Genomic DNA, 19,072 nt, shown 5'->3' with positions numbered 1-19,072 from the left:
CGCGCCGACGGTCAGGCGCGGGGGACGGCTGCGGTCGGGGTGATGGTGAGGCGGGCGAGTCGGCCCTGTTCGCCGGAGGCCCAGCAGGATCCGTCGCGCGCGCACGACACCGTGTCGTACGACCCGGTGTCGAACGTCTGCCAGCTCCGCCCGCCCGTGTAGGTCACGTCGCTTCCCGAGGGCCCGACGGCGACGGCGGCCGAAGGCAGGTGGGGCAGCCAGGCGACGCCCGAGCGGTACGCGGCGGGAGGCGCGTCGGCCGGCTGCCAGGTGGCTCCGCCGTCCCCGGTCACCGCCGCCGCTGTGGGCGAAGGCTGGTCGGCGCGGAAGTCGCCGCCGACCGCGAGGCCGCGGCGCGGGTCGCGGAAGGCGAGCCCGAAGACGCCGCGCGCCGGGTCGTCGGCCGGGATCGGCGTGTCGGACACCGTCCACGTACGGCCCCGGTCGGAGGAGTGGAACACCCGCGAGCGCTCCGCCCCTCCGGTGGCCAGCCACGCGTCCCGCCCGCCGGCCGTCGCCAGACACTGCCCGCCGGCCGCGAACCCGGCCTCGCCCTGCAGTGCCGGCGGCATCCCGGTGGCGGGCAGCACCCGCCACGTCCAGCCCGCGTCGTCGGTGGCCAGGATGCGGAACCTGCCGTCCACAGGGTCGCTCATCGCCAGCCCGTGCCGCCGGTCGAAGAACGCCACGCAGTCGTAGAACGCCTGCGGCTCGTCGTTCCTGAACACCTCCGCCCAGCTGCGCCCGCCGTCGTCCGTCCGGTAGACGCGCGAGTCGGGGCCCGCGCCGATGGACAACGCGACGGCGTTGTCCGCGTCGAACGCCTCGATGTCGCGGAAGTCCAGGGCGGACGCGCCGGGCGGGGAGACGTCCTGCCAGTTCCATCCGCCGTCCTCGGTGCGCAGGACGGTGCCTCCGGAGCCGGAGGCCCACACGACGTCCCGGCTGACGGGGGCGAGGCCGCGCAGGCGCGCGCTCGCCCCGGTGTGCTGGGCCTCCCAGCCGAGCTTGGGCTGCGGCCCGGCATGTGCGGGCAGCGGAGCGGCGAGGACGAGCGCCGCTGACAGCGCGCCCCACGCGATGCGAAGCCTCATGTCAGGACAAAATAGTCCGAACGATCACACGGGCGCTAGAGGTCCTGGCGGACGGAAGCACCCCACGACAGCAGGTTCTCGGCCGTCGAGAAGCGCCGGCTGGAGACCGACTCGTCGAGCAGCACGCCGACCAGCAGCCGCCCGCGCGACTCGCCCGCGAACGCCAGGCAGTAGCCCGCCGCCCTGGTGAAGCCCGTCTTCAGCCCCACCGCGCCGGACGTGCCGAGCAGCCGGTTGGTGTTGCGCCAGCTGTACGAACGGTGCCCGTCACCGGCCGGCAGGCGGTGGAACCGGGTGCCGGCGACCTCCTTGATCAGCGGCACCTGCAGCGCCTTGGCGGCCAGCACCGCCTGGTCCCTGGCGGTGGAGTAGCCGTCGCTGCCCGGCATGGGCAGGCCGTCGGCGTTGACGTACTGGGTGTCGTTCATGCCGAGTTCGCGGGCCGTGGCGTTCATCTTGGCCACGAACCCGGGCACGCCGGGGCCGTACGTGCGGGCGAGGGCGTGGGCGGCGTCGGCGCCGGAGGGGAGCAGGAGGCCGTACAGGAGCTGGCCGACCGTGATGCGGTCGCCGGGGCGCAGGTTCGCGGTGGTGCCGCCGCCGTCCACGGCGTACTTCACGTCCTCCCGCTCGATCCGCACCACGTCGGTCGGCTTGGCGGTCTTCAGCACGACGTACGCCGTCATGGTCTTGGTCAGGCTCGCGATCGGCATCCGCTCGGTGCCGGCCTTCTCGAACAACACGTCGCCCGACGCGGCGTCCATCAGGTACGCGGCCTTGCCGTACACGGCGGGGGAGTCGGTCGCCGACAGGGGAGCGGCGGCAAAGGTGGTGGCGGTGGTCGCCTGTGCATACGCGGGTCCCGTGAGCCCCGTGACCAGAGCAAGGGCGCCTGCCGCGGCTGTCGTGAAAGCTTTCCGGTTACGCATGCGGTTCAGAGTGCCGCGCATCTTGGGGAGATGTTGGCGAAATGTCCGAAATATCCTGACTCGCCACCCCAAAAACCCTGACAGACCAGGCAAAACAGAAAAAGGTAAATCTTTTAGCGAAATATGCGCAAATCTGGTTAGTAATCACCCTGAGTGCCACAAGTCACGCCAAACACGACGATCACGTGACATATCGATAAACAACTGCTCCCACAGCGGCATCACCCGTTCCGCGGCGTAGAGCTTCGCCGTCTCGGCCGCCGCCGCCCCCAGGCGCATCCGCAGCTCCCGGTCCGCGATGACCCGGTTGAGCGCCGCCGCCAGCCCGTCCACGTCCCCGGGCGGCACGAGCACCCCGTCCACGCCGTCGGTCAGCACGTCACCGGGCCCCGTCGGACAGTCGAACGCCACCACGGGCAGCGCGTGCGCCATCGCCTCGATCATCACCATCGGCAGCCCCTCGAAGCGCGAGCTCAGCGCGTACACCGACGCCCCGGCCATCTCCTGCTCCAGCCGCCGGGTGCGGCCGGGCAGCGACACGTTCCGCCCGAGCCCGTGCCGCTGGACCAGCCCGGCCAACTCGCCCCGGCGCGGGCCGGTGCCGAAGACACGCAGCCGCCACTCCGGATGCTCGGCCACCACCTGCGCGAACGCCTTGATGAGCAGGTCGAACCCCTTCTGCGGCACCAGCCGCCCGGCCGCGACGACCACGGGGTTCACCTGCTGTGAGCGCGTTCCGCGGGTCCTCGGGACGGCGTTCGGAATGTGCACGATCGGCGTGCCGGGCAGCAACCGCTCGTACTCCGCCCGGTTGCCGCGCGTCAGCACCGTGACCGCGTCGAACCTGCCGTAGTGACGGGCGATCTCCCTGCGGATGGTCACCGGGTAGGCCGACAGGTTCATGTGCTCCTGGGCGACCCGGATCACCGACGCCGGCGCACGCCGGGCGGAGATCAGGTTCAGCGCCGGCCGGGTGGTCACCAGGATGCCGTCGCGCAGCCCCGAGACGTAGCGCATCGTGGCCCGCTCCACCCGCTCGGTGAAGTAGCCGGCCGCGAACTCGCCCTTCGGCACGACCTTCCCGCGCATCCTGCGCCACACCCGGCGGGCGACGGAGTCGGGCCGCCGGCCGCCGCGCTCGTCCACCAGCGTGGTCAGCGTGACGCCGGGGTCGGGCGCGAACTGGGGCGCGTCGCGCCGCCGCACCACGCTGACCAGCTCGACGTCGTGCCCGGCGGCGGCCATCGCGTTGGCCTGGTCGATCACGGTGCGGATCGTGCCGCCCGTCCCGTACGCGTGCAGCAGCATGTAACGGATCTTCACGTGAGGTACCCCCAGGCGCGGGACGGACTGCTCACCGTACCGGAGCATCCGCGGCTCCCCCTCCAGGCCGAGAGACCAGCAGCTCTCGCGGGTCACCGCTCCGGCTCGGCGCTGAGCCCCTCGTACCGTACGGTCAGGCCGGACCACTCGACGGCCTTCACGTGACGCGGCGCGGTCGAGCCGGAGCCCACCGGCGACATGAGGAAGACGGCGGCGTGGACCAGCGCGTTGGTCACCTTCCGCTGCTCGTTCATGCCGAGGCGGGTCACCCGGCGCTCCCGGGCGTCGCCCTCCAGGATCGCCGTCGCGATGATCAAGGTCGGATAGTCTGGCCGACGGCGGGACCCGATCAAGGAGTGGGAGCATGGACGGTCAGCGGCTCGCGGACGACGTGGTGCTCGGCATGGTCGCCGAACGCCTCAGCGCGGCCATGGGCAAGCCCTGGGAGGTCCGCGACGGCATGGCCAAGGGACCGGGCACGCTCGCGGTGCTGCTCGGCGCCGACCACACCGGCCACCCGGCCCACCTCGACCTCGACTTCGTGCTCAACGCCGAACGCCCCGCCGAGACCACGATCAGCGACTGCACCTCCGGGTACGGCGCCACCGTCGAGGAGGCCGTCGGCCGGGCCGTCCGCTCATGGCTGGACACCACCGGCAGCGCGCTGCTCGAACTCCTCGTCCAGGACGGCACGCACGCCGCCCACTTCGCTCCCGGCGACCCCGACGGCCTCCCTGGATGGCACGCGATCCACGGCGGCATCACCGGCTGGGGCACCGGCGACCACCACGACGCGGTGCAGCGCTGGGCCGTCCAGCACGTGCTGCTGCCGCGTCTCGCCCCGGCGCTGCAGGGCGCGTTCGACCGCGAGCACCTGATCGGCGTCAAGGTGTTCTTCGGCGGCGGGGAGGGCGCCGAGACGGCCGAGGTCCGGGTCGGCGGCGCCTGCCACGAGGCCGCCGCCCGCGCGCTGGCCGCCCTCGACTGGCCACGCCCCGCCGCGGGCGTCTCCTACGCCCGCACGTTCGTCCTCCTGGTCCACCCGGGCGACGGCGGTTAATGCCCGAGCGGTTGGTCCCAGCTCCTGTTAGCGTTTCCGCTGAGGGGGTGAGCTCGCGGTGAAACCGAAAGCCAGTCGGCCTGCGGTGCTCATGGACGTCGCCGCCCGCGCCGGCGTCTCCACCATGACCGTCTCCCGGGTGCTCAACGCGCCCGACCTCGTACGCGCCGAGACAAGGGCCCGGGTGCTGGCCGCCGTGCGCGAGCTCGACTACCGGCCCAACCAGGCCGCCCGCCAGCTCGTCACCGGCCGCTCCGGCGTGCTCGGCGTGGTCAGCATCGACACCACGCTCTACGGCCCGGCGACCATGCTCTACTGCATCGAGCAGGCCGCCCGGCAGGCGGGCTACAACGTCAGCATCGTCAGCCTCGGCTCGCTCACCCGCCGTTCGATGGAGGAGGGCGTGGGGCGGCTGCGCACCCAGTCGGTCGACGGTGTGATCATCGTCGCCCCGCACGAATCGGCCGCCGACGGGCTGCGCCACCTGCCGTCCGAGATGCCGGTCGTCGCCGTCGACGCCGGCGACGACATCCCGGTGCCGGTGGCCAAGGTCGACCAGCGCGCGGGCGCCGCCCTCGTCACCCGCCACCTGCTCGACCTCGGCCACGAGAGCGTCCTGCACGTCGCGGGACCGGCCGACTGGCTCGACGCCAACGGCCGCATCGACGGCTGGCGCGACGTCCTGGAGTCCGCCGGCCGGCCGGTGCCCGAGGTGCTGCGCGGCGACTGGAGCTCGCGCTCGGGCTACGAGCTGGGCCGCCGCCTGGCCGAGGACGCCGGGGTCACCGCCGTGTTCGCGGCCAACGACCAGATGGCACTCGGCGTGCTGCGCGCGCTGCGCGAGGCCGGTCGGCGGGTGCCCGAGGACGTCAGCGTGGCCGGGTTCGACGACATCCCCGAGTCCGCCTACTTCTGGCCGCCGCTCACCACCGTCCGGCAGGACTTCCGCGAGGTCGGCCGGCACGCCTTCCGGCTGCTGCTGGACCGGATGGCGGGCGCCGGGCCGCAGGCCCGCGTCCTGGTCCAGCCGGAGCTCGTCGTCCGCGAGAGCACCATCAGGCGGGCCTGACCAGCGGCACCGTCACGCGAGTCTGATCACGTTCCAGGAGACCGGGGGCAGCAGGACGCGCAGCGGGTCGGCCTCGACGTCGGGGTTCGCCCGCGGCGTGATCCGGTCGGGCTCGTCGGCGGTGTTGCGGGCGTAGACGTCCGGGTCGGTCAGTGTGGTGGCCTCGACCACGCGCACGCCGCCGAGCGCCCGCGCGTCGATCTCCAGCGACACCGGCCGGTCCGCCGAGCGGTTCACCGCGAACACCGTCGTGCCGTCCTCGCCGTGCGTGGCCACCGCGTCCATCACCGGCACCTCGCCGTACGCCTTCGTCTCGTACGACGGCGTGACCGGCTCGACCCGCAGCACGTCGCCGGACGCGTGCCGGGACGCCTGCGCGAACGGGTGGAACGTGCTCTGCCGCCACACCCGCCCGCCCGGCTCCGTCATGATCGGCGCGATCACGTTCACCAGCTGGGCCAGGCACGCGGCGGTCACCCGGTCGCTGTTGCGCAGCAGCGTGATCAGCAGGCCGCCGAACGCCACCGCGTCGGCCAGGTGGTACTGGTCCTCCAGCAGCCGCGGCGCGACCGGCCAGTCCGTCAGCGGCTCGGCGTCGCGGTTGCGCGTCTGGTACCAGATGTTCCACTCGTCGAAGGAGACGTCGATCCGCTTGCGCGACTTCAGCCGGGCCCCGACGGAGTCGGCGGTGGCCACGACGGAACGGATGAAGTACTCCATGTCGGTCGAGCAGGCCAGGAAGCTGCCGAGGTCGCCGTCGTGCTCCTGGTAGTAGGCGTGGCAGGAGATGTAGTCGACCACGTCGTACGTCTCCTCCAGCACCGTGGCCTCCCACGCGCCGAAGGTCGGCATGCCGGAGCCGGAGCTGCCGCAGGCGACCAGCTCCAGCGCGGGGTCGATCGTGCGCATGGCGCGAGCGGTCTCGGCGGCCAGCCGGCCGTACTCGTGGGCGGTCTTGTGGCCGGTCTGCCAGGGGCCGTCCAGCTCGTTGCCCAGGCACCACATGCGGATGCCGTGCGGCTCCTTCGAGCCGCCCGCGACGCGCAGGTCGGACAGCGCGGTGCCGGACGGGTGGTTGCAGTATTCGAGCAGGTCGAGGGCCTCGGCGATGCCGCGCGTGCCGAGATTGACGGCCATCATGGGCTCGACGCCGGCCTTGCGGCACCAGCGGACGAACTCGTCGACGCCGACCTCGTTCGTCTCGGTGCTGTGCCAGGCGAGGTCGAGCCGGCGGGGCCGCTGGGAGACCGGGCCGATGCCGTCCTCCCACCGGTAGCCGGAGACGAAGTTGCCGCCCGGGTAGCGGACGACGGACACGCCGAGCTCCCTGGTGAGGTCGAGCACGTCACGGCGGAAGCCGTCCTCGTCGGCCGCCGGGTGGCCCGGCTCGTAGATGCCGGTGTAGACGCATCGTCCGAGGTGCTCGACGAACGTGCCGAAGGTCCGCCGGCGTACCGGTGCGATCGTGAACGCGGGATCGAGCGTGAGCTTGGCCTGGTGCACGAGGCGACTCCTGGTCTGCGGGGGCGTGAACCAGATTGTTAGCGTTATCACCCGGACCGGTCAAGGGGTGTGCGCTCGCGGAACCACGGACTCTTGACAGGGCGGGTGTTACCGCTAACACTCGGGTAACCCCGGCGAAACACCGGGCCTCCGAGCGGCGCGTCCGTGACCCGGACGTTCGCCATGTCGGCCGTCGCGCCGCAGCGACAGGCCCCATTCACACCTGCCCTGAGATCCCTCTGACGTTAGCGAGAAATGACCAAGCGATAGCTCGGTAAAGGAAGAGGCCCCCGTGCACGGTCCCCCCGACATATCCCGCCGGCATCTCCTCGGCGGCAGCCTCGCTCTGCTCGGCGCCGCTGCCACGGGCTGCGCCCTCCCCGTCGGTCTCGGCTCCTCAAGGACCCACGTCCAGTACTGGCATTTCCTCGGTGCGAGCGACGGCCTCGTCATGAAGGAGATGGTCGGAGCGTTCGCCCGCGACAACCCCGACGTCTTCGTCGAGGAGAACGTGCTCGCCTGGGGCGAGCCGTACTACACGAAGATCGCGATGGCCGGCTCCGGCGGGCGCTCGCCCGACCTGGCCACCTTCCACCTGGCCCGGCTCGCCGGGATCGGCGCCGGCCAGATCCTCGACCCGATCGACGTCACGCTCATGGAGGAGGCCGGGCTGCGGGGCGCCGACTTCAGCCCGCCCATCTGGGAGCGCGCCCACATCGACGGCGTCCTGTACGCGATCCCGTTCGACGCCCACCCGATGGTGCAGTACTACAACACCGACATCTGCGGCAGGGCCGGGCTGCTGGGGGCGGACGGCAAGCTGCGCCCCACGACCGGCGTCGACGAACTGATCGCCATGCTCACCGAGGCCAAGAAGGTCATGGGCGGCCGCCCGCCGCTCGCCTTCGACGCGCTCGGCCTCGGCACCGTCGGCCCCTGGCGCGTGTGGTGGTCGCTCTACCCGCAGAGCGGCGGCACCCTGCTGTCGGAGGACGGCACCCGGATCACCATCGACGACGCCAAGGCGCTGGAGGCGCTGCGGCTCATGGCCCGGCTCGGGCAGGAGGGGCTGTGCGACTGGCGCACCGACTACGGCGCCTCCGTCGCCAACTTCACCAACGGCCAGGCGGCCTTCCTGTGGAACGGCGACTGGGAGATCGCCGGCCTGAAGGAACGCGGAACGCCGTTCAGCATGACGCGCTTCCCCAGCGTCTTCGGCGGCCACCAGGCGCAGGCCGACTGCCACGCGTTCGTGCTGCCGCACCAGCGCGACCGTGACCCCGAGGTGGAGCGGGCCACCTACCGGTTCATCGCCCACATCGTGAAGAACAGCGCCGACTGGGCCGTGGCCGGGCACGTGCCCGCGTACCTGCCGGCGCTGGAGCGGCCGGAGTACCTGGCGCTGCAGCCGCAGTCGGAGTACCGCACGGTCATCACCGAGGTCGCGCTCGACCCGCAAGTGTGGTTCGCCGGGTCGGCCTCGCGCATGTGGATCGAGTTCGGCGAGGCGTTCTCCCCGGTGATCTCCGGCGAGCGCACGCCGGAAGAGGGACTGGCCGCCGCCAAGGCGTCGCTGACCCGGCTGCTGTCGGCCCCGAACCCCTTCCCCGACGAGGAGCGATGATGACCACCACCGTCGCGGCCCCCGCGACCGCCGCCCCCGTCGCCAAGGCCAAGGTGCGGCGCGGCTGGACCCAGCACGGGCTGCTGTTCGTGGCCCCCTTCCTCATCGTCTACGCGCTCTTCCTGATCTGGCCGACCCTGCTCGGCCTGCAGATGAGCTTCTCCAGCGTCAACATCGCCGGCGGCAACGACCGTTTCGTGGGGTTCGACAACTACGCGGAAGCCTTCTCCGACCCGCGCATGTGGCGCTCGTTGTGGAACACGCTGGTCTTCACCGTGCTGAGCACCATCCCGCTGGTCTTCCTCGGCCTGGTGTTCGCGCTGCTGGTGCACAACCTGCGCTTCATGCAGTGGCTGTGGCGGCTGTCGTTCTTCGGGCCGTTCCTGCTGCCGTCGGCCGTGGTGTCGCTGCTGTGGCTGCAGATGATCTACCCGCCCGACTTCGGCCTGCTGAACGGCACGCTCGGCACCGACGTCCTGTGGCTCGGCGATCCCTCGGTGGCCATGTGGTCGGTGGTGCTGACCACGGTCTGGTGGACGGTCGGCTTCAACTTCCTGCTCTACCTCGCCGCCCTGCAGTCCATCCCCCAGCACCTGTACGAGGCCGCCGCCATCGACGGCGCCACCGCCTGGGACAAACTCCGCTCGATCACCCTGCCGCTGCTGCGCCGCACCACCGCGCTCATCGTGGTGCTGCAGCTCGTCGCCTCGCTGAAGGTCTTCGACCAGATCTACCTGATGACCGGCGGCGGCCCCGAGGACGCCACCCGCCCGATCATCGAGTACGCCTACGACGTCGGCTTCACCGGCTACCGCGTCGGCTACGCCTCGGCCGTGTCGTACATCCTGTTCGTCATCATCGTCATCGTCTCCCTGGCGCAGCTCCGGCTGTTCCGCAAGCGCGAGGAGGTCGCGTCGTGACCAAGCGGTTCAGCTTCAGCCAGCTCGTCCTGCTCGTGGTGACGCTGGCACTGGCGGTCCTGTGGCTGGCGCCGCTCGCCTGGGCGGTGGCGACGTCGCTCAAGCCCGAGTCGGAGACCACGAAGCTCCCGCTGGAGTGGATCGGCAGCGAGATCACCTTCGACGCGTACGCGCTGGTCCTCGGCACCGGTGGCATCGTCAAGTGGGCGATCAACTCGACCGTCACGGCTCTCGTGGTGACGTTCATGACCGTGCTGTTCTCGGCGATGGCCGCGTACGGGTTCGCGCGCACGCAGTTCAAGGGCCAGCGGGTGCTGCTCGGGCTCGTCCTGGCCGGGATCATGGTGCCGCCGCAGGTGCTGATCGCGCCGCTGTTCGCCGAGATGGTGTCGTTCGGCCTGGTGGACACCTGGTGGGCGATCATCCTGCCGCAGGTGGCCGCGCCGCTGATCGTCTACATCCTGTTCAAGTTCTTCCAGGACGTGCCTGCCGAGCTGGAGCAGGCGGCGTTCGTGGACGGCGCCGGCCGCTGGCGGGTGTTCTTCCAGATCGTGCTGCCGCTGTCGCGGCCGGTGCTGGGGGCGGTGTCGATCTTCACGTTCATCAGCACGTGGAACAACTTCCTGTGGCCGTTCCTCGTCTCCACCGACCCGAACACGATGACCCTGCCGGTGGGCCTGGCCAACGTCGTGCAGGGCACCTTCGGCCTGCGTTACGCGCAGATCATGGCCTCGGTGGTGCTGGCCGGCCTACCGCTGCTGGTGGTGTTCGTGCTCTTCCAGCGGCAGATCATCCGCGGCGTCGCCCACACGGGCCTCGCCGGTCAGTGATCGGCGGGCGGGCCTCCAGCAGTGACGCGATCCGGAAGCCCGCCACCCGTCGCCTCCCGGTACGCCGCCTCCACCGGCTCCGGCCGGCGCAGCCACGCCGGCCGCAGGGCGTCGCACGCGGCGATCACGAGCGTCTCGCGGTCCTCGGCGTACTCGATCGCCTTGACCAGGAGGCGTACGGCGTCCCGGGGCCGGCCCTCCGTCGCGACGAGGCGGCCCGCCGTGATCAGCGCGTCCACTTCCCACCATGAGACGATCGCCTCCGTGCGGGTCCGCAGGTCCTCGCAACAGGCGAGTGCCTCCTCGGCCACCGCGCTCGCCTCCTCGTGCCGCCCCTGAACCACGAGCGTCTCCATGAGCGAGAGCAGCGCCTGCGTGAGGTTCCTGCCGGAGTGATCTCCGTTCTCCGCGCGCAGCAGGTCGATGGATTCGCCGGCGGCCGCCATCGCCCGGTCGAGGTCGCGTAGCCCGACGAGGACGTTGCACAGGGCGTTGAGCGCCCTGGCCAGCTGGGTGCGCCACTGTGCGGGCTGGGCATCATACAGCGCACGGTGGAGGGCGACGCTCTCCTCGGCGGCGGGCAGGGCCCGCTCCGGCTGCCCGGCCAGGTAGCGGATCTCTGCCAAGGTGGCCACGCAGTCGCCCAAACGGTTCGTGGGGATGTCCGGATCCTTGCGGCACCGTGCGATGGCTTCCTGAGACGCGACCTCGGCCTCCTCATGGAGCCCTAGCCTGCTGAGGTCGAAGGCGACATTGTCCAGTGACCAGATCAGGTCACGCCGCCATCGGTCCGTGTCCTGCTGTTCCAGCGCCCGGACGATGGACAACGACTCCTGGCTCGCGGCCAGCGCCCCTTGGAGCTCGCCCCGATACGACAGGCTGTACGACAGGTTGTCGAGCGCGTCCTTGAGGGACGGCCGCCACCCGTCCGCGTCGTCCGCCGCCAGCCCTCTGTACAGGTCGACGGATTCCTGTTCGGCTGCGATCGCCTCTTCCTGGTGGTTCAGGGCTTCGGCCAGGGTCTTGAGGCAGATCGCCAGAACCCGTTGCCGGGTGACGGGATCGGCGCGCGTCAAGCCTCTGGCCACGGCGACGGCCTCGCGGGCGGCGCGCACCGCCTCGGCGCGGTTCTTCACCGCCAGATGGCGAGTGGCGAGCGCGTGGAGTGCCTCCGCCAGCCGCGGCAGCGCCGTGGCGTCGCCGGCCGCCAAGGTCTGGTGGAGGATGACGGCCTCCTCGACGGTACGCAGCGCACTCCGCTGTTCTCCCTGGTCCACGTACTCGCGTGACAGGGCCAGCAAGGCCTCGGCCAGTTCCGGACGGCAGGCCGCCGGATCGGCCCCGTTCACTCTCCGGTAGAGGGACACCGCCTTCTCGACGGCGGTGCGGGCATGCGCGTCGTGCCCGTCCTCGGCGAGGTCGTCGTGGAGTTCGCGCAGGCTGTTCGCGAGAACCGGCGTCCACTCGGGAACCGGCCGGGTCCGATCGGCACCGGCGACATCGGTGTCGATCAGATCCAGCACGGCGGAAAGACAGCGCAGCCGCGTGGCCATGGGGATGAGGTCGTTCGCCGGTCCCAGCATCCTGAACGCCCGCTCGTACAGGCCCGTCGGATCCTCCTGAGCCGTGTAGCGGTCCATGAGGATCTCCAGCATGATCCGCCCTGGCGACAGCCGGGAGCGATCCGTGCCGGTCAAGTACGACCAGGCGTCGAAGGACTCCTCGAACGTGTCGATCGCCGGTTCGGCGGCATGGGCGAGGGCGTCCGTCGTGGGGCCGCAGAGGAAGTGCGCGACCCGCAGCGACCTCTCGCCCAGGTGCCACTGCCGGTCCTGGTGGGTGCTCAGCCACGCGAAGTCGAAGCCGCCGACCCGCGTGGGCGCGGCCGCGTCCGTCAGGTGGATCCTCAGATCGGGTGCGTTGCCGTCGTTCCAGATCCGGTCCGCCTGGACCTTGTCGGTCAGGCCGGCCAGCGCGTCCCCGCTGATCCGTGACTCCCACAGGGCGGTGAGAGACCGCCACGGGATCCGGGGATGCCCGCCACCGGGGAACAGCTCGCTGCCGAGCACGCCCCCTCCGGCGAGGGCGGCCAGGATCACGAGGTTCGCGGTGTAGTACGCGTGCCGCGTGATGAACGTGGACTGGCCGCTCAGATAGCCGGAATAGCTCTGGTCCGTACGGGACTCCGCTCCCTGCAACAGCCTGATCAGCAGGTCCTTCACCTGCGCGGTGTCGAGGGAGGAGATCAGCTCGGCGAGGAAGTCGAGGATGGCGGTGCGTTCGGTGAGCAGCGCGAAGGACAGCAGCGCGTAGAGCAGGCCGTCCTCGATCCCCGGGCGGGCGAAGTAGGGACCCGCCGAAGCCGCCGTCCAGCGGCCCACCACCCGGCCGAGCTCGTCACGCAGGAGCCGCGCCACCAGATACTCGCCGAACGTCGCATGCAGGAACTCGTACGTCTGCAGCGTCACGCCGTCCTGCACGGCGTCGGAGCGGTGTACGAAGAAGAACCGGCCGATCACCCGGTCGGCGCCGGACAGCGGGCTCTGGAAACTGCTCGTCTGCGCCGCCGGCGTCACCGTGAGGTTCGCGAGGTCGTCGTTGAGCTCGGCCGCGGAGATGCGCTGGCGGCCCCTGCTGAACATGCCGAACGCCGCCACCGCGAGCCGGTAGAGCTCGATCTCGATCTCCTGGCTCAGCCTCTCCTCGTCCAGGCCGGGCACGTGCTTGCGTACCTCCCGCTCGGCGAACAGCAGCAGGAGACGTTCGTACAGGTCGGCGTGGCTGAGGCCCTCGTCGCCGTGCTGGAGCGCGTTGGCGGCGGCGTCGTACAGCGCGAGCATGAGGAGCAGCAGCGGCTGGGCGGCGAGGCCGGGGTGGCGCAGGGCGGCCTCGGGAGAGAACGGCCGGCGGCCGCACTCGGCGAAGTACGCCTGGTTGGCACGGTTCCACACCTCCAGCCACTGGGCGACCTGCTCGTCGTCGAACGGTTCGAGACGGACGGCGAGGCACCCCTCGGGGAAGCGCATCCTGTCGGCGACCGCGGTCCGCGTCGTGACGAGGACCGCGGCGGAGCGGCCCAGGTCGGTCTCGCCCTGCTGGAACTCGACGATCTGCCGCAGGTAGTCGGAGCGATGGACGCCGGTCGCCTGCAGCAGCTCGTCCAGGCCGTCGAGCATGATCACCGGAAGGGCGCCGCCGGCCGTACGCACCAGCTCAGGCCAGCTCAGGCGCTCTCCGGTGGCCTGGTGGATCGCGGCTTCGATCTGCTCGCGGAGGGTGCCGTCGGCGGGTACCTCCCGCAGTGGAACGCGTACCGGGAGGAAGTTTCCGGCGAACAGCCGGCCGGCGAGGATCTTGGTCAACACGGACTTCCCGGCACCCGGCTGGCCGAGCAGGACGAGAGGCGTGGTGTGGGCCTCCGGCGAGGTGAGGTAGCGGCTCAGAAAGGTGACGATGTCGGAGCGGGGCTCGACGTCCTCCCACCACGACTCGGCGCTGACGTTCGAAGAGCCGGTGACCTCCGCGACGCGGAAACCCGGATTGACGTACGCGTCCCTCAGCGAGGCAGCCGCATGCCGGCAGGGGCGTCCCCCGTCTCGGCGATCGGGCGTTCCAGGATCTTACGGTTGCGCAGCATCAGGGCCGCGGCGTGCTGAGGCGGCCCGGTCCTGGCGGCCACGTCGGCGAGCACCCGCTCCAGGTCCGCCAGGCCGGTGGCCACGGACACGCTTTCGATCGTGTCCAGCCACAGCCTGAACTCGGGGATGTCGAGGGCGAGTTGCCGGTACAGCTCCTCGTACGCGCGGACGGCCAGACCGGGCAGGGTTCCGGTCAGCGCGGCCGTGGCCCGCTCCCATTCGGTGGTGTTGTAACGGTCGTGTACCGCGAGCCCGGTGGCGAACTTGGCCAGCGCCTCGGCGAGGTCACCGTAGTAGTCGCCGAGCGAGTCGAGCGTGTCCTTCAGCGAACGGTGCGCGCGCAGGCCGGCGGGCTGTGCGTCGAGCAGCTTGGCCACGAAGTCGCCGCCCTGGTGCGTCGCGCCCGCCAGGCCCATCTGCTCGTCCCTGGTGAGGCGCAGTTCCTGGGGCTTCCATGGCAGGGGCACGTCGTCCAGGGCCTGGAAGAACGCGGCGATCACGATGACGGCGTGCGCCGCCTCCAAGCGGGTGGTCCGGTCATGGCGGCCGAGGCCGGACAGCTGGTCGTGCAGGCGGTTGACGGAGTCGTTCGCCAACCGGACGGCTTCGTCCTTCAGATCGAACAGCGACAACACACCCCCGACGGGCGTGGCTTCCAGCACCGCACCGGTCAGCAGCTTGGTGACCTTGCTTTCGCCGCCCAGGAGGCGGACCGCGTCGGAGTAGCTGATCGCCTTACGCACATCGGGCTCCCGCATGCCGGATGGTCTCGGTCATCTGCGTAACAGAGGTGCGAGGGGTTCCGCAATCTGCTGCACGCCGGGTCGCCGGCGGCCACGATCCACGGGGACAACACGAAGCCCCAGCCGTGGGGCTGGGGCTTTCGAGTGGTGGACGATACTGGGATTGAACCAGTGACCTCTTCCGTGTCAGGGAAGCGCTCTCCCGCTGAGCTAATCGTCCTTGGAGGTGGCGACGGGATTTGAACCCGTGTGGACGGCTTTGCAGGCCGCTGCCTCGCCTCTCGGCCACGCCACCGAGTCATTTCCCACTCCGAGCGGAAGACGGGATTCGAACCCGCGACCCTCACCTTGGCAAGGTGATGCTCTACCCCTGAGCCACTTCCGCGCTGTTGCGTGCCCCACTCTAGCGGGTTTTTCGACCAGATGCTTACCGCACGGCCACGCGAGGGTGACGAGACGCCTACTTGCGCAGCTGACGGGCCACGCTGCGCTCGGTCGCCGGGAGGCTCAGGAAGATCTCGAGGATGCGGGTGAGGCGGTGGACCTCGATGCGGTGGAACGCCGGGCCCTCCGAACGGGCCAGGAACAGCGACAGGGCCAGCGGCGGCAGCGGCGCGTGGATCAGGTGGAGGCCGTCGTCGAGCGTCGTCGCGACCGGGCGGGACGGCACCTCGTCGGGGACGGAGATCTCCCGCGGCGCGCGCCAGCTGGCGTACACGAGGCGGGAGCCCGCGGTGGTGGCGGCCCAGTCGGCGCTGAACAGGACCGGCAGCGAGTCGACCAGCGTGGTCAGCGCCCGGTCGCCGGCCGTGGTGATGTATTTGAGTATCTCCAGCTCCGGGTAGGTGCCGGGGGCCTCGCGGGTGGTCCAGATGCCTTCGATCGTGACCTCGTCGACGCTCTGCAGGCTCTTGACGAGGGCCTCGCGCGGGGTGCTCTCCGGGCAGAAGACCGTGATGTCGTCCATCGCCCTGCCGTCGCCCCGGTCGAGGACGGTCACCTGGGTGATGTCGGCTCCCGCCGCCCCCAGGACCTTGGTGACCTGCGCCAGCGATCCCGGCCTGTCGGGCAGTGCCACGCGAACGCGAAGAAGCATCCATCCCCTCCTGTGAAGATGCCGCTTCCCAGCCTATCCGCGAAATACCAGTTCCCGGCTGACCTGCGCTACAACTGAGCGTGTGAAGATTGGGCCGATCGAGGTATGGCCGCCCGTGGTGCTCGCGCCCATGGCGGGCATCACGAACGCGCCGTTCCGGGTGCTGTGCCGGGAGCAGGGCGCGGGGTTGTTCGTCTGCGAGATGATCACTACACGGGCACTCGTCGAGCGCAACGTCAAGACGATGCGGATGATCCGGTTCGCCGAGTCCGAGCGGCCCCGGAGCATCCAGCTGTACGGCGTCGACCCCGACGTCGTGGGCCGCGCGGTCCGGATGATCGTCGAGGAGGACCTCGCCGACCACATCGACCTCAACTTCGGCTGCCCCGTGCCCAAGGTGACGCGCCGCGGGGGCGGCTCGGCGCTGCCGTACAAGCGGAATCTGCTGCGGCGCATCCTGCGGGCGGCGGTGGCGAACGCGGGGCCGCTGCCCGTGACGATCAAGATGCGCAAGGGCATCGACGACGACCACCTGACCTACCTCGACGCCGGGCGGATCGCGGCAGAGGAGGGCGTCGCCGCCGTCGCGCTGCACGCGCGCACGGCGCGGCAGCACTACGGCGGCGTCGCCGACTGGGAGGCCATCGCCCGGCTGAAGGAGACCGTGCAGGAGATCCCGGTGCTGGGCAACGGCGACATCTGGTGCGCCGACGACGCCCTCCGGATGGTGCGGCAGACCGGGTGCGACGGGGTCGTGGTCGGGCGCGGGTGCCTGGGGCGGCCGTGGTTGTTCCGCGACCTGGAGAACGCGTTCAACGGCAGCTCCGAGCGGGCCCGGCCGACGCTCGGCGAGGTCGCCGCCGTGATGTTCCGGCACGCCGAGGGGCTGACCGGGTGCTTCGACGCGGAGAAGTCGGCCATCTCCGACTTCCGCAAGCACGTCGGGTGGTACTTGAAGGGGTTCACGGTCGGGAGCGAGCTGCGGCGTGAGCTGGCCACGGCCGACTCGCTCGACGGGCTGCGGGCGGGCCTGGACAAGCTGGAGCGCGACGAGCCGTGGCCGCCGAACACCGACACCCCGCGCGGCAAGTCGGGCGAACGCGCCAAGGTGCACCTGCCCGACGGGTGGCTGGACGACCCGTGGGACTGCGGGGTGCCCCAGGACGCGGAGTCGGACGTCTCCGGCGGCTGACCGACTTCGTCGCGGTACGGGCTGATTCGGTTTTGCCGTGGTAGGAGCGGGCTCGGCGTCGCCGGCCGGCCACCTAGTGCGGGCCGGTGATCTCCGTGCCGCAGGGTCCGCCGCCGATCGCCGGCTCCAGCCGTACGGGCTCGCCGGTCATCGTGAGGGTCGGGTAGTACTCCGCGATGCGCTCGGCCGAGCGGCCCGCGTAGTGGCAGATGAAGCTGCGGCGGAAGCGGTCGGCCGTGGTGTTCGGCTCGGAGCCGTGCACCAGGCTGCCGTTGAAGAACAGCACGTCGCCGGGGTCCATGTCCACGGGGACGCGGTCGAGACCGGGCGGCGGCGGCACGTACTCGCGGGTGAACGAGGCGTCCTGGTCGGCCTCCTCGGGGCAGAACAGGTCCATCAGGTGGGTGCCGGGCACGACCTCCAGTCCGCCGTTGGCGCGGTCGACCCGGTCGAGAGCCACCCAGGCGGCCACACACGTGCCCGGCTCGACGCGGAGGTAGAAGTTGTCCTGGTGCAGCGCCTGGCCCCTGGCGCCAGGCGGCTTGAAGTAGAACATGCTCTGGGCTGCTATCGGCTCCTCGCCCAGCAGGTCGCGCAGGATCGCGGCGATCCGGGCGTCCAGCAGGTGGCGCAGGGCCACGTCGCTGACCTGGTGGGGGTGCATGATGCGCGGATACTCGCGCAGCACGTCGTATGGCCGGCCGGGTTCCTGCGGCTGCGGCGTGAAGTGGCCGGGGATCGGGCCTGCAGCGTGGATCGCCATGAACGTGTCGCGCAGCCCGGCCACCTCCCCGGGGTTGAGCAGACCGGGCACCAGCGCGTACCCCTGATCGTGGAAGTCGTCGAGCCTCATGACTCTCACGCTAGGCAGCCGGTCCGTGCGACGGTATGCCTGTGACCGCTGAGGACCTGTCTGTTCCTGCTGCCGAGGTGATGATTCTCGGCCACTACGACAAGCCGGCCGGCTATGCCACGCGCCGGTCGTACGGGTCGCCCAGCTGGCTGCTGATGTGGACCGAGGCCGGGGCCGGGCGGATCACGCAGGGTGGGACGTCGTTCGAGGTGGGGCCGGGTGATCTGGCGGTGCTGGCGTCGGGGGCGGCCCAGCACTACCGGGTGGCGCCGGGGGCGCGGCGGTGGCGGTTCTGGTGGGTGCACTTCCAGCCCCGGGCGAGCTGGACGGCCTGGCTCGCGCCGTACGCTCGCGAGGGCGGCTGTCACCTGGTGAGCGGTGTACCACGGGCGGTACGCGAACGGATCGCCGCGGCCTTCGTCCGCGCCCACCACGACGCCCACTGGACCCCGGCCACGCCCTCCGTCCCGCCCGGTGCACTGCCCGGCACACGGTCCGTGCGGCCCAACTCCTCCGAGGGCGTCCCCGTCCAGCGAGAGCCGGCCGACGCGTGGGAGCCGGGCGGCTTGTCGGTCCCGCGGGGCTCCCTGGACTCGGCCGGCGCGGTGGCTTCGGGTGGCGCGCCGTACGCGGGTGGGGGACGGGTGCCGGTCGTGGTCGGCGGCGGGGCCGCACGCGAGCTGGTGCTCGGGGCCGTGGAGGAGGTGGTGGTGCTGGCCACGGCCTCGGCGCGGCCCCGCACCGGCACGCCCGAGGAGGGGGATGAACGGATCCGCCGCGTGCTCGCCCTCATCGCCGCCGACCCGGCCGCGCCGCACTCGGTCGCCTCCCTCGCCCGCGCGGTCGCCCTCTCGCCCTCCCGGTTCGCCCACCTCTTCGCCGAGGAGACCGGCCGGACCCCCATGCACGCCGTACGCCAGGCCCGCGTCCGCCATGCGGCGAGCCTGCTGGAGATCACCGACATGGACGTCGGCCAGGTAGCCGCCGCCTGCGGCTTCGTCAGCCCGTTCCACTTCAGCCGCGCCTTCAGGCGGGAGTACGGCGTGCCGCCCCGCGAGTACCGCGCCCGCGTCCGGTCCGGGCCTGTCGGCCGGTGACCAGCGTGCCCGTCTCGGGGCCGTCGCCGGATGGCCGGAGATGACGTATGCCCGGTGCCGTGACTTTCGCCCAGAGGCTTCACTCGATGGGTGTTCCAGGG

The 19,072-nt window shown here is 71.2% G+C and carries 16 protein-coding genes and 3 tRNA genes; 7 read left to right on the top strand and 12 right to left on the bottom strand.

Annotated features, from left to right (window positions below):
* Positions 1-11: 11 nt before the first annotated feature.
* The 4 genes from E1286_RS18245 to E1286_RS18230 form a co-directional block, all read right to left on the bottom strand.
* On the bottom strand, positions 12-1,094 hold the full coding sequence (locus E1286_RS18245; protein WP_132614037.1) for a WD40/YVTN/BNR-like repeat-containing protein: 1,083 nt from the start codon (positions 1,092-1,094) through the stop codon (positions 12-14).
* Between the two features lie 35 nt (positions 1,095-1,129).
* Positions 1,130-2,023 carry a D-alanyl-D-alanine carboxypeptidase family protein gene (locus E1286_RS18240; RefSeq protein ID WP_132614035.1) on the bottom strand — a complete coding sequence of 298 codons (894 nt, stop codon included), beginning with the start codon at positions 2,021-2,023 and terminating at the stop codon, positions 1,130-1,132.
* A gap of 144 nt (positions 2,024-2,167) precedes the next feature.
* Positions 2,168-3,346 carry a glycosyltransferase family 4 protein gene (locus tag E1286_RS18235; RefSeq protein WP_132614033.1) on the bottom strand — a complete coding sequence of 393 codons (1,179 nt, stop codon included), beginning with the start codon at positions 3,344-3,346 and terminating at the stop codon, positions 2,168-2,170.
* 92 nt (positions 3,347-3,438) lie between these two features.
* Positions 3,439-3,663: a hypothetical protein gene (locus E1286_RS18230; RefSeq protein ID WP_132614031.1), complete on the bottom strand. Its 225-nt coding sequence runs from the start codon at positions 3,661-3,663 to the stop codon at positions 3,439-3,441.
* A 47-nt stretch (positions 3,664-3,710) separates the two neighbouring features.
* Here E1286_RS18230 and E1286_RS18225 point away from each other — a divergent pair, with 47 nt between their 5' ends.
* Positions 3,711-4,406 carry a DUF6348 family protein gene (locus E1286_RS18225; protein ID WP_132614029.1) on the top strand — a complete coding sequence of 232 codons (696 nt, stop codon included), beginning with the start codon at positions 3,711-3,713 and terminating at the stop codon, positions 4,404-4,406.
* A gap of 58 nt (positions 4,407-4,464) precedes the next feature.
* Positions 4,465-5,475: a LacI family DNA-binding transcriptional regulator gene (locus tag E1286_RS18220; RefSeq protein WP_425464760.1), complete on the top strand. Its 1,011-nt coding sequence runs from the start codon at positions 4,465-4,467 to the stop codon at positions 5,473-5,475.
* 12 nt (positions 5,476-5,487) lie between these two features.
* Here the strand turns inward: E1286_RS18220 and arfA are convergent, their stop codons facing one another.
* Positions 5,488-6,978, bottom strand: coding sequence for an arabinosylfuranosidase ArfA (gene arfA, locus E1286_RS18215; RefSeq protein WP_132614027.1), 1,491 nt, complete (start codon positions 6,976-6,978; stop codon positions 5,488-5,490).
* A gap of 292 nt (positions 6,979-7,270) precedes the next feature.
* Between arfA and E1286_RS18210 the strand changes: the two genes are divergently transcribed.
* Genes E1286_RS18210 through E1286_RS18200 form a run of 3 tightly spaced genes read left to right on the top strand, consistent with a single transcriptional unit; the run spans position 7,271 to position 10,352 of the window.
* Positions 7,271-8,602, top strand: a complete 1,332-nt coding sequence (locus E1286_RS18210; protein ID WP_132614025.1) for an extracellular solute-binding protein — start codon at positions 7,271-7,273, stop codon at positions 8,600-8,602.
* On the top strand, positions 8,602-9,522 hold the full coding sequence (locus E1286_RS18205; RefSeq protein WP_223190082.1) for a carbohydrate ABC transporter permease: 921 nt from the start codon (positions 8,602-8,604) through the stop codon (positions 9,520-9,522). Before E1286_RS18210 ends, E1286_RS18205 begins: the two co-directional genes overlap by 1 nt.
* Positions 9,519-10,352, top strand: coding sequence for a carbohydrate ABC transporter permease (locus E1286_RS18200; RefSeq protein ID WP_132614021.1), 834 nt, complete (start codon positions 9,519-9,521; stop codon positions 10,350-10,352). The genes E1286_RS18205 and E1286_RS18200 overlap by 4 nt, the downstream gene beginning before the upstream one ends.
* Here E1286_RS18200 and E1286_RS18195 read toward each other — a convergent pair.
* The 6 genes from E1286_RS18195 to E1286_RS18170 form a co-directional block, all read right to left on the bottom strand.
* A complete protein-coding gene (locus tag E1286_RS18195) occupies positions 10,346-13,714 on the bottom strand; it encodes a tetratricopeptide repeat protein (protein ID WP_132614019.1) in 3,369 nt (1,122 codons plus the stop codon). The two genes, E1286_RS18200 and E1286_RS18195, sit on opposite strands and share 7 nt — an antisense overlap.
* A 194-nt stretch (positions 13,715-13,908) precedes the next feature.
* Positions 13,909-14,748: an NACHT N-terminal helical domain 7-containing protein gene (locus E1286_RS18190; protein WP_223190080.1), complete on the bottom strand. Its 840-nt coding sequence runs from the start codon at positions 14,746-14,748 to the stop codon at positions 13,909-13,911.
* 130 nt (positions 14,749-14,878) lie between these two features.
* Positions 14,879-14,953 (bottom strand) — tRNA-Val (locus E1286_RS18185).
* A 1-nt stretch (position 14,954) separates the two neighbouring features.
* Positions 14,955-15,028, bottom strand: a tRNA-Cys gene (locus E1286_RS18180).
* Positions 15,029-15,046: 18 nt separating this feature from the next.
* Positions 15,047-15,118: transfer RNA gene (locus E1286_RS18175), tRNA-Gly, on the bottom strand.
* Positions 15,119-15,193: 75 nt separating this feature from the next.
* Entirely contained in the window at positions 15,194-15,829 is a 636-nt protein-coding gene (locus tag E1286_RS18170; RefSeq protein ID WP_132614015.1) for an ACT domain-containing protein, read from the bottom strand.
* An 82-nt stretch (positions 15,830-15,911) separates the two neighbouring features.
* Here E1286_RS18170 and dusB point away from each other — a divergent pair, with 82 nt between their 5' ends.
* On the top strand, positions 15,912-17,021 hold the full coding sequence (gene dusB / locus E1286_RS18165) for a tRNA dihydrouridine synthase DusB (protein WP_246074951.1): 1,110 nt from the start codon (positions 15,912-15,914) through the stop codon (positions 17,019-17,021).
* Positions 17,022-17,094: 73 nt separating this feature from the next.
* Here the strand turns inward: dusB and E1286_RS18160 are convergent, their stop codons facing one another.
* On the bottom strand, positions 17,095-17,874 hold the full coding sequence (locus E1286_RS18160) for a phytanoyl-CoA dioxygenase family protein (RefSeq protein ID WP_132614013.1): 780 nt from the start codon (positions 17,872-17,874) through the stop codon (positions 17,095-17,097).
* Between the two features lie 41 nt (positions 17,875-17,915).
* Here E1286_RS18160 and E1286_RS18155 point away from each other — a divergent pair, with 41 nt between their 5' ends.
* Positions 17,916-18,971, top strand: coding sequence for an AraC family transcriptional regulator (locus E1286_RS18155; RefSeq protein ID WP_223190078.1), 1,056 nt, complete (start codon positions 17,916-17,918; stop codon positions 18,969-18,971).
* Positions 18,972-19,072 lie beyond the last annotated feature (101 nt).

The sequence above is a fragment of the Nonomuraea terrae genome, from assembly GCF_004348995.1.
GTDB classification, from domain to species: Bacteria; Actinomycetota; Actinomycetes; order Streptosporangiales; family Streptosporangiaceae; genus Nonomuraea; species Nonomuraea terrae.
The sequence above is the reverse complement of the archived record's forward strand: the minus strand, read 5'-3'. Positions and strand labels throughout refer to the sequence as shown.

Bases quoted from the DNA above. Each gene is read 5' to 3' on its own strand.
- E1286_RS18160 (WP_132614013.1), bottom strand. From the start codon at position 17,874: ATGAGGCTCGACGACTTCCACGATCAGGGGTACGCGCTGGTGCCCGGT.
- E1286_RS18190 (WP_223190080.1), bottom strand. From the start codon at position 14,748: ATGCGGGAGCCCGATGTGCGTAAGGCGATCAGCTACTCCGACGCGGTC.
- E1286_RS18170 (WP_132614015.1), bottom strand. From the start codon at position 15,829: ATGCTTCTTCGCGTTCGCGTGGCACTGCCCGACAGGCCGGGATCGCTG.
- E1286_RS18205 (WP_223190082.1), top strand. From the start codon at position 8,602: ATGACCACCACCGTCGCGGCCCCCGCGACCGCCGCCCCCGTCGCCAAG.
- E1286_RS18225 (WP_132614029.1), top strand. From the start codon at position 3,711: ATGGACGGTCAGCGGCTCGCGGACGACGTGGTGCTCGGCATGGTCGCC.
- E1286_RS18240 (WP_132614035.1), bottom strand. From the start codon at position 2,023: ATGCGTAACCGGAAAGCTTTCACGACAGCCGCGGCAGGCGCCCTTGCT.
- E1286_RS18245 (WP_132614037.1), bottom strand. From the start codon at position 1,094: ATGAGGCTTCGCATCGCGTGGGGCGCGCTGTCAGCGGCGCTCGTCCTC.